16 protein-coding genes and 1 tRNA gene are annotated in these 15,237 nt (G+C 61.5%); 9 read left to right on the top strand and 8 right to left on the bottom strand.

Annotation, left to right across the window (positions count from 1 at the left end; genetic code table 11):
• Nucleotides 1-67: 67 nt before the first annotated feature.
• The 5 genes from RT456_RS12530 (at nt 68) to RT456_RS12550 (ending at nt 3,530) form a co-directional block, all read left to right on the top strand.
• Nucleotides 68-628, top strand: a complete 561-nt coding sequence (locus tag RT456_RS12530; protein WP_313347139.1) for an RNA polymerase sigma factor — start codon at nt 68-70, stop codon at nt 626-628.
• Nucleotides 625-1,116: a hypothetical protein gene (locus RT456_RS12535; RefSeq protein WP_313347142.1), complete on the top strand. Its 492-nt coding sequence runs from the start codon at nt 625-627 to the stop codon at nt 1,114-1,116. The genes RT456_RS12530 and RT456_RS12535 overlap by 4 nt, the downstream gene beginning before the upstream one ends.
• Before the next feature lie 93 nt (nt 1,117-1,209).
• Nucleotides 1,210-2,430, top strand: coding sequence for an OmpA family protein (locus RT456_RS12540; protein ID WP_313347145.1), 1,221 nt, complete (start codon nt 1,210-1,212; stop codon nt 2,428-2,430).
• A 36-nt stretch (nt 2,431-2,466) separates the two neighbouring features.
• Nucleotides 2,467-2,850 carry a DUF6180 family protein gene (locus RT456_RS12545; protein WP_313347148.1) on the top strand — a complete coding sequence of 128 codons (384 nt, stop codon included), beginning with the start codon at nt 2,467-2,469 and terminating at the stop codon, nt 2,848-2,850.
• 233 nt (nt 2,851-3,083) lie between these two features.
• Complete coding sequence (locus RT456_RS12550) at nt 3,084-3,530, top strand: lysozyme inhibitor LprI family protein (protein WP_313347150.1); 447 nt, start codon at nt 3,084-3,086, stop codon at nt 3,528-3,530.
• Nucleotides 3,531-3,987: 457 nt separating this feature from the next.
• Here RT456_RS12550 and RT456_RS12555 read toward each other — a convergent pair whose 3' ends face one another.
• Nucleotides 3,988-4,245 carry a transcriptional regulator gene (locus RT456_RS12555; protein ID WP_313347153.1) on the bottom strand — a complete coding sequence of 86 codons (258 nt, stop codon included), beginning with the start codon at nt 4,243-4,245 and terminating at the stop codon, nt 3,988-3,990.
• 428 nt (nt 4,246-4,673) lie between these two features.
• Here RT456_RS12555 and RT456_RS12560 point away from each other — a divergent pair, with 428 nt between their 5' ends.
• Nucleotides 4,674-5,147 carry a hypothetical protein gene (locus RT456_RS12560; protein WP_313347156.1) on the top strand — a complete coding sequence of 158 codons (474 nt, stop codon included), beginning with the start codon at nt 4,674-4,676 and terminating at the stop codon, nt 5,145-5,147.
• Here the strand turns inward: RT456_RS12560 and RT456_RS12565 are convergent.
• Together RT456_RS12565 and RT456_RS12570 are read right to left on the bottom strand one after the other, a co-directional pair.
• A complete protein-coding gene (locus tag RT456_RS12565; RefSeq protein WP_313347158.1) occupies nt 5,144-5,560 on the bottom strand; it encodes a type II toxin-antitoxin system VapC family toxin in 417 nt (138 codons plus the stop codon). The genes RT456_RS12560 and RT456_RS12565 overlap by 4 nt on opposite strands.
• Nucleotides 5,560-5,820, bottom strand: coding sequence for a type II toxin-antitoxin system prevent-host-death family antitoxin (locus tag RT456_RS12570; protein WP_313347161.1), 261 nt, complete (start codon nt 5,818-5,820; stop codon nt 5,560-5,562). The genes RT456_RS12565 and RT456_RS12570 overlap by 1 nt, the downstream gene beginning before the upstream one ends.
• A 448-nt stretch (nt 5,821-6,268) precedes the next feature.
• On the opposite strand from RT456_RS12570, the gene RT456_RS12575 reads away from it, so the two are divergent.
• Nucleotides 6,269-6,439: a CsbD family protein gene (locus RT456_RS12575; RefSeq protein WP_313347164.1), complete on the top strand. Its 171-nt coding sequence runs from the start codon at nt 6,269-6,271 to the stop codon at nt 6,437-6,439.
• Nucleotides 6,440-6,572: 133 nt separating this feature from the next.
• Here the strand turns inward: RT456_RS12575 and RT456_RS12580 are convergent, their stop codons facing one another.
• The 4 genes from RT456_RS12580 to RT456_RS12595 all read right to left on the bottom strand — a co-directional run bounded on the left by RT456_RS12580 (nt 6,573) and on the right by RT456_RS12595 (nt 11,914).
• On the bottom strand, nt 6,573-7,898 hold the full coding sequence (locus RT456_RS12580; protein WP_313347166.1) for a hypothetical protein: 1,326 nt from the start codon (nt 7,896-7,898) through the stop codon (nt 6,573-6,575).
• A gap of 280 nt (nt 7,899-8,178) precedes the next feature.
• Nucleotides 8,179-9,330: a hypothetical protein gene (locus RT456_RS12585; RefSeq protein ID WP_313347168.1), complete on the bottom strand. Its 1,152-nt coding sequence runs from the start codon at nt 9,328-9,330 to the stop codon at nt 8,179-8,181.
• Nucleotides 9,331-10,753: 1,423 nt separating this feature from the next.
• Nucleotides 10,754-10,843: transfer RNA gene (locus tag RT456_RS12590), tRNA-Ser, on the bottom strand.
• A 78-nt stretch (nt 10,844-10,921) separates the two neighbouring features.
• Complete coding sequence (locus RT456_RS12595; RefSeq protein WP_313347170.1) at nt 10,922-11,914, bottom strand: LysR substrate-binding domain-containing protein; 993 nt, start codon at nt 11,912-11,914, stop codon at nt 10,922-10,924.
• A 125-nt stretch (nt 11,915-12,039) separates the two neighbouring features.
• On the opposite strand from RT456_RS12595, the gene RT456_RS12600 reads away from it, so the two are divergent.
• Nucleotides 12,040-12,627 (top strand): NAD(P)H-dependent oxidoreductase, encoded by a 588-nt coding sequence (locus tag RT456_RS12600; protein ID WP_313347276.1) that lies wholly within the window; start codon nt 12,040-12,042, stop codon nt 12,625-12,627.
• Between the two features lie 349 nt (nt 12,628-12,976).
• Here RT456_RS12600 and serS read toward each other — a convergent pair whose 3' ends face one another.
• Nucleotides 12,977-14,257, bottom strand: coding sequence for a serine--tRNA ligase (gene serS / locus RT456_RS12605; protein WP_313347172.1), 1,281 nt, complete (start codon nt 14,255-14,257; stop codon nt 12,977-12,979).
• Between the two features lie 115 nt (nt 14,258-14,372).
• On the opposite strand from serS, the gene RT456_RS12610 reads away from it, so the two are divergent.
• Nucleotides 14,373-15,008 carry an energy transducer TonB gene (locus tag RT456_RS12610; protein WP_313347174.1) on the top strand — a complete coding sequence of 212 codons (636 nt, stop codon included), beginning with the start codon at nt 14,373-14,375 and terminating at the stop codon, nt 15,006-15,008.
• Nucleotides 15,009-15,237 lie beyond the last annotated feature (229 nt).

The raw sequence follows: 15,237 nt of genomic DNA on the forward strand, positions 1-15,237 counted from the left end.
TGCTGCCCCGTGAACCTTTCCAGCGAAACGCCCGACTACTGCATCAACGGATGACAGGGGACCCGCGGTGGATGACAGGCTCAGCAAGGAAAACCCGGCCGACACGTTGTTGGTCGTGCGCTGCCAGCTCGGCGAGCGGGCCGCGTTTGACGCGCTGATCAGCCGCTGGACCCTGCCGCTGCACCGCTACGCCTTCAAGCTGGCGCAGGACCGCGACGTGGCCGATGACCTGGTCCAGGACGTCTGGCTGAGGGTCCTGCGTGGCTTGGGGCGGCTGCGGGAACCCGAGCGATTCCGCCCGTGGCTGTTCGGCATCGCCCACCGCACCGTCGCCGACCGCCTGCGCATCCAGTACCGGCTGCCCATCGATCCGCACGCGGCGCTGGACACCCTGCCCGCGCTGGATGGCGGCGCGCTTCAGATCGACCGGGAGCAGCTGGTGCACGACGGCTTGGATGCCCTCCCCGTGATCGAGCGCGAGGTATTGACCCTGTTCTACCTGGAAGAACTGCAGCTGACCGAGATCGCCGTCGTGCTGGACGTCCCGTTGGGCACGGTGAAATCGCGCCTGCACCGCGCCCGTCAGCTGTTCCGCAACCACCTTACCGAGAAGGACAAACTGCCATGAACACCCACGTTGACCATGCTGCGCTGGAAGCCCATCTTCGGGCGCTAACCGCACGCACGCTTTCGCCTGCGGCGCGCTACACGCATGTGGCGGTGCTGCTGCTGGCGTTGATCATGTGCGCGCTGATCGGCGCGCTGCTGGCGACCGAGCCTGCCCTGCCCGGCCGCGCGCAGGCCGCGTTCGGGGTGATGCTGCTCATCGGGGCATCGTGGGTCGGGTACGCCGCCTGGGTATTGGGCAACCGCACGACGCTGCTGGCCAATCAACAGGTGGTGGCCGGCTGCATGGCGGTGGGTTTCACCGGCACGTTCTTCGCGTGCAGCGCCGTTGTTGTGCTCATCAGCGGCAGCACCTTGGCACTGGCCGCGGCCGCCACCGGAGGCACGCTGTTGGCCTGCGCGCTCGCCGTGCTGGTATCGGCAACCAGCAACGCAGCGCGGCTTCGGGCGCTGCAGCGGGTGCTGGAGGGGAAGCTGCGCGTTACCTGAAGCGATCTCTCGCCGCAATGTTCGGCTTCACGCCGCCGAAATGTGCGCTGGATAAGATTTGCGGCCAGCCACCATTGCGGGACTGTCGGATCCATGAGCTCCTTGAAGCATGTGCCTCTTGCTGTTGCCGTGTTCTTCGCGATCCTCTTGCCGGGCTGCTCCAAGGCCCCTGATGACAAACAGACGCCGGCTGCGGCTGATGCAGACCTTGCGAGCAAGCCGGCAACCACCGCATCGGCGGAAGAGAGCGAAGAAGCTGCGAGTGAAGTGCCCGAGTTCCCGGTCATCCCGAACATCGTCGTGCCGGACATTCTCGGTGTCACGCCTGCGCAGCGGGCGCTTGAGTCCTCGATGCAGTCCATTCTGGACCCGGTCGCCGGCGTGACCGTCTCGCCGGCCCGCTGCGACGCGGCAGGCAGCCTGGTCAATGTTGGCGGCATCACCCGCATCGACGAGCGCGGGCAGCTGCTGCGCAATGGCGATGAGGGCATCTTCGCCATCAATGCCGATGGAAGCGGCACGGCCAACTTCGAGGGCGGCCTGGTGCGCGTCAACGCCGATGGCAGCGGTACCATCAACGGCAGCGCCGGCGGCAGCGGTGACGGCGAAGCGGCCATCATCCAGGTGGGCGCCGACGGCTCGGGCACCTACAACGGACCGGCCGGCCTCATCCGCCTGGATGGCAAGGGTGCCGGCACCTGGAATGGCGACAGCGGCCTGATCACCAACAATGGCGACGGCAGCGGCACCTGGAATGGCCCCATGGGCCTGCTGCGCATCAACGCCGATGGCTCCGGCACCTGGAATGCCGAGGCCGGCCTGATCACCAACAACGGCGACGGCACCGGCACCATCGGGCCGCCGGCACGTGCGGTGAAGATGCCGCCCATGCCGCGCCTGCAACCGGCAGGCCGTTTCCCGCCGCTGAAGAAGTTCGCCCCGCCCGGCGCACCCTGCGGGTATCTGATTACCCTCAATGACCGCGTGCTGTTCGATTTCGACAAGGCAGACATCCGCCCCGATGCCGCGCAGCTGCTCGACACCCTTGCCGGTGCGTTGAAGCAGGTGCAGGCCAAGGGCATGGAAGTGCGTGGCCATACCGATGCCAAGGGCGAGGATGCGTACAACCAGTCCCTTTCCGAACGCCGGGCCGCATCCGTGGTGACGGCACTGCGCGAACGCGGCGCGGCGCAGGATGCCAGCGCGAAGGGCTACGGTGAGACCCAACCCGTTGCACCCAACACACTGGAAAACAAGGACAACCCCGCCGGGCGTCAGCTCAATCGTCGGGTTGAGATTTTCGTCCGGGCTTGAGCCAGCGCCCTCTTTGAACGTTGCACGGAGTAAACGATGAAAGCAGTGTTGATCGCTTCCCTCACCGCCGCCGCGGCCGCGTTTGCGCCTTCGGCCATGGCCCAGGATTTCAGCCTTGGTTACGACGTCGACCGCTTCCCCGCCAAGGTGCTGAGCCTGCCGGCATGCCGCGCCGCCCTGGCCAAGGGTGCCGCCGCAGTGGGCTATACCACCCGCGTGAACCAGGACCAGAAGACGCTGGTGGTTCATGTGTCTGCCCCGCCAGGCGACGGACGCTCGCTGGTGTCCTACTGCGTGAGTGCCGGCGACCAGACGGTGTTTCTGATCCAGGCGTTCGATTACACACAACCGGACAGCCCCAAGGTGGACGGCGTCAAGGCGCGGGTCGCGCTTGAGGTTCGGAAGGCGGCGGGGCGCTAGAACATGCTGTTTGCGATGACATCTCGGTTGTGATTCCTGTTTCTGTCTCTTGACTGTTATTCGCCAGCGACGAAAGTGACACCCGAAGAGATCATGCAGCCCCCCAGTCCCCCAGCCCGCATCCGCTAGCTGAAAAACCAACAGGAAGAAATGCCGCACCTATTACACCGCATGCAGTCCCGCGGTTCGCGTTCAAGAATGACCACACTGAGCTACATCGAGGCTGACACCGCATGAAAAACTACACCGGAATCATCACCATCGGCCTTGCACTTGCCATGTATGGGTCGGGCGCGCAGGCGTACGAAAGCACCACTGAAGTCATCAAGCGTCAAGCTCCCGCAGGCATTACGGATCTCTTCTATAGCTGCGTTGATAGTGCGGGATCAGAAAGCATCGCACTTGCTGCATGTCAATCTGCGGAGAAAAAGCGACAAGACGCGCGGCTGAACGCCGCTTACAAAGCGCTGCTCAGCAAACAGAATGGCACGGCCAAGGACAACCTGATCCGCGCCGAGCGCGCTTGGCTCGATCTCCACAACGCCAGCAATGCCTTTGAGTCGTCACTCTATGGCAGCGAAACGGTGAGCAGCTTTCAAGTCATGCAGAAGGAACTCTTTCGCCTCAGCGAACGCGCCAATGTTCTGGAAGAGTACTTGTCGATCGCAGACGATCAGTAGCTGCAACCTATGGGGTTTCAGCAATTTTATAAGTGCCTGTAGTTCTGGGCTTGAACGCGTATGCAACGAAGACACCAGCGTTTGACGACGATCGTCTGGTTAAACGCAACAAAGAGCGGAGAGGGCGCCGAGCTGCAGCCCCCTCTCCGTTCGATACACGCACTTTTAGATGAAGAGATCAGCACCGGCCTGCTGAGCTGGACCACGCGTTGCGACCGCACGCACATGGGTCTGAGCCGAATCTTTGCTTGAAAGCGGCGTTCGATCAGCCGGCAGTCGAGCACGGCTTGAAGATCGACAGTAACGCGATGGACGAACGACCAGCTGCCGAGCAGCTGCTCGACGCCTCTGCCACACATGCGCCAATCACGCGTCCCCCAGGAACGCCAGCATTCCTGTGCAACTTACGGATCATCTCAATGGAGAGGCGGCGCCTGCCGCTGATCTCCTCGCACACCTAGATCGGCTTGCCTATCGATGCAGCGAGATCTTTCGGCTCGAGTCCAGCCTGTTCCATCCTGAACTGGATCGCCTGGATAGGGTCCGGCGCTTCTATCGCAAACTGCTTGACTTCATACGCCTCAATGAGCGTTGCCGTCACGTCCAGGAATTCGCCTTCCGGACTATCGGGAGCAGGATCCGTCTCAACAAGCTTGGAAATCGACTTCAATGCCAACTTGTAGTCAGCAGGGTTACGGATGGGGGAAATATTCATATCAGTCAACCTGTGTCGTTGCGGCGTCCGTCTGATCGTATCCAGTGTGGATCGCGGCATAGGATCACAACACCCATTCGCTGTCTATCGGGCGTGTGTGCCGTCAATGTGCAAGCCAGCAGAGTCGGCGCGGGAGTCGACGAGCCATAGCGACTCGATATGGTGATGCGCCTCTCATCGCTGGATGCCTCAACTTCGCCACTGAATTCCTGAGAAATGGTGGCGTTCGCGACGAGCCAGCGCAGCTAATCAATGCCAGTGCACAATTCCGAAGACAGACTGTTGACAGCCGTTGCACCGAGCAATCAGGATCGTCCCGTCGCTGGCTGATCCGCGACCGGGATTGGCGTCCCGAGCCAGAGGCGCACCAGCGCCCGCTAATGCTTTCTTGCAGGGCGATGGATCTCCACTACTTGAGGAATCCCGCCATGTCGTTCGACACCCTAGCAGCACCCTCGCCCTTTGCGATTGATATCGCCAATGACTTTGGTGTCTTGTCAGACGCTCTCGATTGGAACACTGCCGACTGGGCGGCGCTCAACGAATACCTCAAAGCCCGCGTCGCCGCGACCGGAAAGCCGCTGGGCGAGATGACACTGCACGAGCTGCAAAGCGCGGTTTGGGCGTCAGGCCCAAAGGGAGCATACGTTTCGCACGTTCATTGCCTGATCGGCCAAGACGACACGGTCAGACACGACCTGTTCCGGGTAGCCCGGAAGCTGCTGCGCATCTACGACCTCCGGATGATCGATATGGTCAAGCTGTTCGGCCTGCTCGAGCGTTGCCCTGGCGCGATTGAGGATCTGACCGTCAAGAACCTGATGGCGTTGATTTCCATAGTGGACTGGGCAGCAATGCCTGAGCAGCCGACGCCCTCTGGGGTGGCTGCCCAGCCTGACTAAGCCCAAGGGTTGATGTAGGGCACGTCCAGTGCGGAAAAATCTTTGACGTTCCTGGTGACGACCGTCAGACCCGCTCGCTTGGCGGTTGCTGCAAGAACAGTGTCGTTCTCCGGTCGAATGTGAGGCGTATGCATCGACGCGCAAATTCGGGCGTCGCTCAGCTCTACCGCCAGTATTCGCCCGGAGAACTCACCAAGCACCTTCTGCTCAAACCAAGCACGAAGCACCCTGCCCTGAGCCCCATCCTTGGCCTCCTTTGAGATCACGCCTCGCTCTACTTCCATTACGGTAATCACCGAAATGAAGCAGTGTGCAAGGTCAACGTCATCCGCCCATTTTTGAAAGTTGGCGTCAGCCCTTCCAGTCCCAATGCGTCTCAGCTCAGAGACCACGTTCGTATCAAGCAAGAGCATCAGTCCAGATCCACTTCGCGTAGCTCAATCCCCACACGGATCGGCTCAAAGTCGATATCGGCCGCCTCGGGCATACGCATCGCGCTGCTCAACGTTCGTCTGGGCTGGGCTGTAAAGAGCCGGTCATAGTCCGCTTTGGTCAACAGTACGTACTGCGTTGTGCCCCTGTCGGTAATGAACACTGGACCGTCAGCGGCAGCCTTTTTTAGCGCCCCTGGCTCCTGGTGGAATTTGCGACTACTAAACGTATGAATGGCCACGGCACCTCTCCAGCTAGGAAGCCCAATGTAGACACGTTACTACATTGGCCATTTCAGGGCCAGCTTCGGATTGTGGGGCCGGCGTTGCCCTGCTCCGCCGGTGTGGCGCGACACTCCATGCCGATGTAGCGAGTTCCCCCTCCGGCCACTAGCTTCAGAATAGTCGATAGCACTGACATCGTAGCCGTGTACCCAACGCCAGAGGGTCCGGACAGAAGCGACGAGGCTCACCCAACGAAACCTCAAACGACTCAATGAGTGTTCTCATCGCGTCCAGATATTCGCCTTCCGGGGCATCCGGCGCAGGCTCAGCCTCCACACGCTTGGAGACCGACGTGAAGCCACTCACGATATGTGCGTCGCGTGATGCTGCAGTTCACCGTCTCGCCACCGGGGTGCACGCAGGATGGTTCCACCCACAACGGGTTCAACTTCGAGGCATCCGCACATGGACAAGAACCGTACTGAAGGCGTAAAGAACCAGGTCAAGGGCACCGTGAAGGAAGTTGCCGGCAAGGTGACGGGCGACAAGTCGCAGGAGCTTGAAGGCAAGGTGCAGAAGGAAGTCGGGAAGGTGCAGAGCGACGTTGGCAAGGCCAAGGATGATGCTCGGCATTGAGGTTTGTTCAGCCACGCAGGGCGTGGCTCCACTTTGGTTGGCTGACACGCTCTGACAAGATTGAGCCCCGCATCGCGGGGCTCATCCATTTTCCATGAAATAAGCAGGTGAATTCCTGACCTTTGCACGGTGATTAATCGGTTGCGAACTCATCTTCGGGCATCGCAATCACAAAGGTCAGATCAAATCCCCCCTTCATCCCACCGGTCCAATCAAAGAGTGTCATCCTCACCGTATGGCGTCCAAATACGGTGAAATGCCCTACTTCAAGCTCAAACGGCAGATCCTGCGCGCAAGCAAAAGGAAGCGCATTTCTGAGAAGCTCGTGACAAAGAAAACCAAAGTGTTCAATGGCACCCTCTTGCTCTTCCGGTTGATTGATATTGAGCTTCAAGCGAAGCTCTTTGACGATAAACGCCTCCCCGGAGATGTAGTAGGCCACATTGTTGGGCATTACCCCGGCGTCCAAGTCCACCATGCCAGACGCAGCCAGCCATTCTATATCACCGGCCCGGTAATACGACCGTGTTTTTAGCCCTTGGCGGGCGAGAAAGCCCATCGCGTCCTCGGGCAGCCAGCCCATCACAGGCTTGACGCGGTGAGGTCTTTTCTGACGGCGACGAGTCTGCTTGACCTCCAGCACCGACGCTTCAATTTCGGCAAAGCTTAAAGGCGCAAAGCGCCCCGCATGACGCTGCCACTGGCGCCACGCCGGCATATCGAGACCTAATTGGCGAATTAGCTTCGCGCCTGCATATCTCGCAAGCTTGGGCGCTTTGCTTTGGTGCTTGTAAGCGATCAACACACTTTCTGCGACCAAGTAAGCGTTGAGAAGGAACAAAAAGGGCAGCAGGAGTAGGCCCAAGAAGATGGGCAGAAGGAACTCTCGAATAGTCTGCACATTGGCGACCTCCTTGAAGTCGACAGCAATGTGAAAGATCGACTTTCCGAGCATCAGAACGCCAAGTGCAATCAGCAAGGCATTGGCCCCGCGATGCACGAGGCGTTGAGACGGCTCTTTGGCGCTTACCGCGCTCAACGCGGCCAACAAGAACGCACCACCGACGATGAGAAATTCTGCCCAAAGCGGAAAAGTATCGATAGCGGTGAGGAAGTCCACAACTACGGCAATCCCTGCCACCTCTCGCAGTGCGCGCCGGAAGAAGTTAGCGTCATCTTCGACTTTCTGGGCATTGAACACAGCGACGCACGCAGAACCGAAAGCCCATATCAGCGTCGTTTTAAGGTTGCCAAGCTCCCACCAGCCGAGATGCCAAAGCCCCAAGATGATCAGCGTGATGTAGGCAAACAAAAGCGCCAAAATAGAAACAATGCTGCGCTGGGCCAAGGCTCTTAGGACGGTTAATGATGCCCGCCTTAGTTTGGCACTTCGAAGCACCACAATAAGCGCAATTGCAAACCATATGACCCATGCCCATTCACGATTGTCCAGTACCATCGATCGAGCTACCTTGTACTCAGCTGATACATGGGCCACATCGCCCACCGAAATTATCCCCCACCCAAGCGCTTGGCGGCATGCACTCACTTGACTTGGCCAACAACGCATCTTCGTAGGCTGTCATTGCCAAGACGTATTGCGGCAACATGAGTATCGTATCGCAAGAGTCAGGCCCTCGACTCAAGCGGATATTAGTGAGCATTACAGGCCGCCGGCTTCGGCCCATGAAAACACCATAGCTACCAGGCATGCGCCAGGCACGGCCCCTTTGCCTGCTTCACTCAGCGCTGGCTAGCCGGCCAGCTTGAATCCTCTCTGCGTGAAGACAAGCGAAGTGACTGGCAAAGCGGCGGGCCAGCCTAGACTGGTCTAAACCGTCGAGCTCAGCGCGCTCCGGCCAGCCCGCCATCCACTCAAGCAGTTGGTGGCGGGGGGTGTGCCTGTACGCATCCCAGTAGAAGTCAAAGCAATCAAGCGGCGTACGAAGTCCGGCATCGTTTCGTGGCTCTGAGGCATCAAACGTGTTCGGGACATGGTTGTGCCGCTGCATTGAGCTAAGTAAGCGAAAAATTTCAGGGTGGGCATCGCGCGATGCAAGCAACTCTTCGAGGGGGCCAGTCTCTCTGAACCTTAGCTCCGGAATTTTGTAGCCGTGCAGATACCCTACCTGCCCCACGCCACTCTCAAGAAAATGAACTTGAGACTGGTTTGTCAGCATAATATACGCGACCTCCTGCTGCTGGCCCAACGGAGTAGCGGCATGTCGTTCAATGCGCCGAATGGCGGAGCGCAGCACTTCAGGGATGGAGCCATCCCCTTCGTAGAGAAACGGCCGAGCAAGTTCAATAAACGCGACAAGGGTGTGACCAGTTCGATTTTGATCGAATGCCCTATTGAGCTGACCAACTTCGTTGTTCTTATCTGTAATCTCATGGGCCCTCCTTTTGCACTCAACTGCCAACGTCTTGCCAGTTGCAGGAAGGAAGGCAAGGAACTCGGGCTTCTTTCCGGGCTCTCCTTCATCAAGGAAGTCGACAAGGAACCCCGCACGTATAAATGATGCTGCCGCGTAGGCCTCGTAACAGGTCGCATAAAAATCCTCGCCGGTCTTGAACCGATGGATCCATCGCCGCCAATTCGGCTGCTTTCGAGCGTTATGCTCAATGCAGTAGAGGTTGTAGGCCAAGCTGAAGAACAGCGAGGCAGCTCCCGTGACAGGCGATTCCACTACGACACCTTCCTGTACATCGACTCGCGCATGCTGCTGCATTGCGCACACGCGCTGGTACAGAACTATGAGTGGATGGCGGACACCTTCAGGCTTCGCAATCTCCGCATTACCCCAGTCAGCTTCAAAGAGGCCCTTTACGTAGTCGATCAAAAAGTCTGGAAAAGTAACCCAGCGACCGACCATCCAACGGCTGCCCATGCAAACGGCTCGACGGCCACCCTCGAGCGACTGCGAGACAATGGCGCGGCCGAATCCCTGATCGGCCATACGGGCCCGCTCAAGCTCATGGTGGACGAGCACAGTAGCGGAATGGTGATGGCCCCCGCTTAAGTTTGGCCCTGGGCCGCCCATTCCGTGGCAGTGCTTGAACTTTCGTCCACTACCACAATCACAGATCGAGTTCCGACTGGGGGTCTCACGGAGCATGGCAATCGCCTGACTGGATATAGCCCTCATGCCCCCGCCCTGAGGCCACGCCTCTACGGGGGGCGAACCAAAACCGCGAGATTGGACAGACGCCGATCGCTCTATGACTTCCCAACCCAATCTCTGACCTTTACGCTCTGCCCCGGCCAAACACTGCTAACAAGTGATTAACGAGTTTGCCTTTCAGATCCACCTCGCCATCCACACGAGATTGACATATTGGAGGGTGTCAAAGCGAAGGTTGGCAGGCCAAGGATGATGCTCGGCGTTGAGGTCTGTTCAGCCACGTAGAGCGCGGCTCTACATGACTAAGCTAACACAGGGATTAAAAATTGAGACCGGCATCGCTGGGCTCATCCGTGCGCAAACCGGGGAGATTGCGGCGTTGGGCTCAGCCGCAGAACGCTTATTGCTGGCCTTCTGCTCTGGTTTGACCAGGACATGCATTTCACGCTCGAAGATGGGCAGAGCTTTCAGCGCCAACATGACAGCGTGAGGCAGCGAGGCACCAGCGGATGGTCCAAGGACTTCAGCCTGGGATTGCCAACGGACCTGCCGAAGGGTGGAAGCTCGATTGCAGGAACCTTCTTCGTTCATCCTTTGCTGGGAGAACCATCATGCTCCGTCAGCTCTCAATCTGCGCTGCTTTGCTCTTGTGCGCCACCGCTTGCCAGCCGCAACAGATCGCTGAGCCCGACGCGTCAATTGGGGGCAGCGGAGGGGCGCATCCGACGTCCAAATATCGCTGTGGATACGCATCTCGGAGTTCAACTACTCGGAGAGAGCGCCACCGTTTCCGTCAACGGTGGCACTCCCGTCAGCCTCGCAGAGCAGGTAACTACCGAAGGGCGGACCGTGTTTTCGGACGGCTAACAGACCATCAGCATCGAGGCCGGGCAGCTGAGCTGGACGCCTAGGCAAGGCACCTCTGTCGGATGCACTGGCGGATAGATCCTATATATAAATCCACGGCTCTTCGTATAGAGCCAACAGCGCTACCTTCTGTTGAGTGATCGGTGGCCCGGGGTTGTTGGGTGCATCCATACACCTAACCCCTCCGCTGCGCTGCGCTGCGGAGCCAGCCGTTCGGCTGTCCGGATTCGCTCCAGGCGAATCCGTCGAACCCGCGCAGGGTCGGCACCCACCTCTCTCCGCCAGTTACGCAAAACGCCCCTTTCGGGGCGTTTTGCGTAACTGGCGGAGAGAGTGGGATTCGAACCCACGGAAGGTTTGACCCTTCGCCGGTTTTCAAGACCGGTGCCTTAAACCGCTCGGCCATCTCTCCGTATGTCGTGCGCCGGCCTCAGCCGGGCGCGTATTCTCGCATGGGCGACCCGGTTTCCCCAAGGCCGCCCGCGTCACCTCACCCCGCATCCACCGCCAACGCACCCAGCGCACTGGCCTTGATCTTCTCCTTGGCCCGCTCGCACGCGCCACCGCAGTCCAGGCGCGAGGCCTCCAGCTGGGGCGGCAGGTGTTCGGCCAGGAAGTCGATGAAGACGCGGACCGCCGGCAGCAGGCCGCGGCGCGAGGCGAACACGGCGTGGCAGACACCCTGCGGCAGCGACCATTCCGGCAGCACCACTTCCAGCTCACCGCTGCGCACGGCGTCGGCGCAGACGGTTTCGGGCAGCATGGTAATGCCGAAACCGTCCTTGACCATGCTCTGCAGCAGCGGAAAGTCGAAGCCGGCCACGCGGGGCTGCAGGTCCACACGGCGGACCGCGCCTTCCGGGCCGTGCAGTTCCCAGCGCTGGCGCGCTTCGTCTTCGCTGATGCTCAGCGTGACGTGGTTGGCCAGCTCGTCCGGGTCCTTGGGGCGGCCGGCGCGATCGAGGTACTTCGGGCTGGCGACCAGCAGTTCCTGCACCTGCCCGAAGCTGCGCATGACCAGGCTGCCGTCGTCGTCCAGCCGCGAGCGCACGCGCAGGGCGACGTCGTAGCCTTCATTGATGATGTCCACGCGGCGGTTGCTGATGTTCAGCTGCAGCCGCACCTTGGGGTACTGGGCCAGGAACTTCGGCAGCAGCTTGGGCAGCTGCATCTGCGCGAGCGACACCGGCACGCTGGCGCGGACCAGGCCGCGCGGCTCGGCGCTGAGGCGGTCCACCACTTCGCGTGCGGCCTGGGCCTCGGCGAGCATGGTCTGCGCATGGCGGTGCACGCTGTTGCCCACGTCGGTGACCGCGAAGCGGCGCGTGGAGCGCTGCAGCAGGCGGACACCCAGATCGGTCTCCAGCTGGCTGATGCGGCGGCTCAGGCGGGATTTTGGGATGCCAAGGGCACGTTCGGCCGCGGCAAAACCGCCGTGGTCGACCACCATGGCGAAGTAGTACAGATCATTGAGGTCTTGCATACCGAAGTTCCAGATATAGAACAATACGTGATATTCAACCACCTTTATCCCAGCGACGCAACAACCTAACCTCTTCTCCGTCGGCGGCGCCTTGACCGCCCTTCCCCGGATAACAGGTGATTGCCATGAAGCTTCTTCACATTGATGCCAGCGTGCTGGGCGACAACTCGGTGTCCCGCCAGCTGTCCGCGGCGGTGGTCGCACGTTTCAATGAGACCGTCGAGAACCTCGACGTAACCTACCGCGATCTCGATCGTAATCCCATTCCCCATTTGAGTAGTGGATCGCTTGCCCAGGCTGATGCGGCCGAGGCGACTGACGCCGAAGCGGTGATGCAGCAGTTCCTGGCGGCGGACGTGGTGGTTATCGGCGCGCCGATGTACAACTTCAGCATTCCCTCGACGCTGAAGGCCTGGATCGACCGCGTGGCGGTGGCCGGGCGCACCTTCAAGTACACCGAGAACGGCCCGGTGGGGTTGGCGGGTGGCAAGCGGGTGATCATCGCCAGCGCACGCGGCGGCATCTATACCGATTCGCCGGCCGATTTCCAGGAGCCCTTCCTGCGCCAGGTGTTCGCCTTCATGGGCATCAACAACGTGGAATTCGTGCGCGCCGAGGGCATTGCCTATTCGCCGACGCACCGCGAAGAGGCGATTGCTGCAGCGCTGGCGAGCCTGCCGGCTGCCGAGTTTGAAGAGCTGGCCGAGGCCTGAGTGTTCCAGGGCGGGCGTTGAGTCCTCGTCGGACGCCCCGCCCGGGCCGGAGACCCCCTCCCCCATCCGGCCCACCCTGCGGCCCCGCGTTTGCGGGGCCGTTTTTTTTTGCGTGTGGGACCGGTTGTAGAGTCAGGCCATGCCTGGCTGTGCGCGGTGCTGGAGCGGAGGGCAGCCACGCAGGGCGTGGCTCTACGGGGCGGTTTCGAGCGGAGGGCAGCCACGCAGGGCGTGGCTCTACGCGCGGTTGCGGCGCCCTGGCGACTAGCAGCCACGCAGGGCGTGGCTCTACGGTGGGATGCGCTGGGTTGAGATGCAAAAAACCCGCGTTTCGGCGGGTTTTTCTGCATCAGGCGATGGTGTCCAGGCCGCCCATGTAGGGCTTGAGGGCGTCGGGAATGGTGATGCTGCCGTCGGCGTTCTGGTAGTTCTCCATCACCGCGATCATGGCGCGGCCAACCGCTACGCCCGAGCCATTGAGGGTGTGCACCAGTTCGGGCTTGCCGGTTACGGGGTTGCGCCAGCGGGCCTGCATGCGGCGGGCCTGGAAGTCGCCGGTGTTGGAGCACGAGGAGATTTCACGGTAGGTGTCCTGCGAGGGCAGCCACACTTCCAGGTCGTAAGTCTTGATCGCGGAGAAGCCCATGTCACCGGTGCACAGCAGCACCTTGCGGTACGGCAGGCCCAGCTTTTCCAGCACCACTTCGGCGGCACGGGTCATGCGCTGGTGCTCGGCCTCGCTGTCCGCCGGGGCGCACACGGTGACCAGTTCGACCTTCTCGAACTGGTGCTGGCGGATCATGCCGCGCACGTCGCGGCCGCCGCTGCCGGCTTCGGCGCGGAAGCACAGCGAATGGGCGGTCATGCTCAGCGGCAGGCGCTCGGCGTCGACGATCTCGTCGCGGACAATGTTGGTCAGCGACACTTCCGAGGTCGGAATCAGGTAGCGGGTAGACTCGCCCACCGCCGTCTTGAACAGGTCGTCCTCGAACTTGGGCAGCTGGCCGGTGCCGCGCAGCGATTCTTCGTTGACCAGGACCGGAACGTTGGTTTCCTCGTAGCCGTGTTCACCGGTATGCAGGTCCAGCATGAACTGGGCCAGGGCGCGGTGCAGGCGGGCGATCGGGCCGCGCAGCACGGTGAAGCGCGAGCCGGACAGCTTGGCGCCGCTCTCACCGTCCAGGCGATGCAGGCGCGCGCCCAGCTCGACATGGTCCAGCACCGGGAAATCGAAGCTGCGCGGGGTGCCCCAGCGCTTCTGCTCGACATTCTCCGACTCGTCCTTGCCGGCCGGGACATCCTCTGCCGGCAGGTTCGGGATGCCCATGGCGATGGCTTCGATCTTCTCGCGCAGGTCGTCCAGGGCCACTTCCGAGGCCTTGAGCTCATCGGCGAAGGCGGCCACTTCGGCCATGATCGCCGACACGTCCTCGCCCTTGGCCTTGGCCTGGCCGATGGCCTTGGAGCGGCTGTTGCGCAGGCTTTGCAGCTCCTGGGTACGCACCTGGATGCGCTTGCGGTCGGCTTCCAGCGACTCCAGTCCGGAGACGTCCAGCTCGAAACCACGCGAGGTGCGCAGGCGTTCGGCGAGGTCGGCGGGCTGTTGGCGGAGCAGGGCTGGATCAAGCATGGCGTTTGGGCGGTATGTGCGGGTCTGGAGGGGGATTATCGCCTGTAATCCGTTTTTCTGCCGCCCGGTTCATTCCGGGCATGGCAGAATCGGGTTGTTCACCACGGTATGCCTCATGTCCGCTTCCCGCTCTTCGTCTGGCAAGAACATCACCTTCCACCTGCCCCGCCGCAGCCTCATGATCGCCGGGATCGCCTTTGGCGTCGGCGTGCTGCTGTTCCTGGTGGTGTGGTTGAGCAACCGCAACGACGACTTCTACAAGGCCGGTCCGGCCCAGACGCCGCAACAGGTGGCCGAGGTGGAGCCGCTGCCCGAACCCCTCGCCGCGGCGGCGGGTTCCAGCGACATGCCCGATGCGAAGGCACCCCCGGCGAACGAGGAGCGCCCGCAGCTGGTGGAAACCGCCCCGCCCCCGCCGCCGCCGGCCGCACCGGCAGCCCCGACGACGGCGCCGGCGCAGACGGCGATGGCCGCCGGCGACCGCCCGCAGCCGATTGCCGACCAGTCACCGCCGCCCACCTACCCGCCCGCCGCGCTGCGCCGGGGCGAGGCCGGCAGCGTGGTGGTCCGCGTGGATGTGGATGCCACCGGCGTGCCGATGAATGTGACCATCGTGCAGCGCAGTGGTTCGCGCGACCTGGATCGCGCCGCCACCGATGCGGTGCGCCGCTGGCGCTTCCTGCCGGCGCAGAGCAACGGCGTGGCCGTGACCGGCAGCATCGAAGTGCCGTTTGATTTCAAGGCGCAGTAACGCGGCGCCTGGCGCGTGCCGACCAACGGTTGGTACCTGCCTCGTAGTGCGTATCGACCCACGGTTGGTACCTGCCGTTTGATGCGTACCGACCCACGGTTGGTACCTACCGCGTGGTGATCGTTCCGGGTGGTAATCGTTCCGCGTCGCCATCGTTTTAGTGGTCATATGCGATCACGGTCGCGTCAATCCCGTGTATAGGCCGGGATCATCATGCTGAACCTCACAG

The organism is Stenotrophomonas sp. (genome assembly GCF_032099025.1).
In the GTDB taxonomy this organism is placed as follows: Bacteria; Pseudomonadota; Gammaproteobacteria; order Xanthomonadales; family Xanthomonadaceae; genus Stenotrophomonas.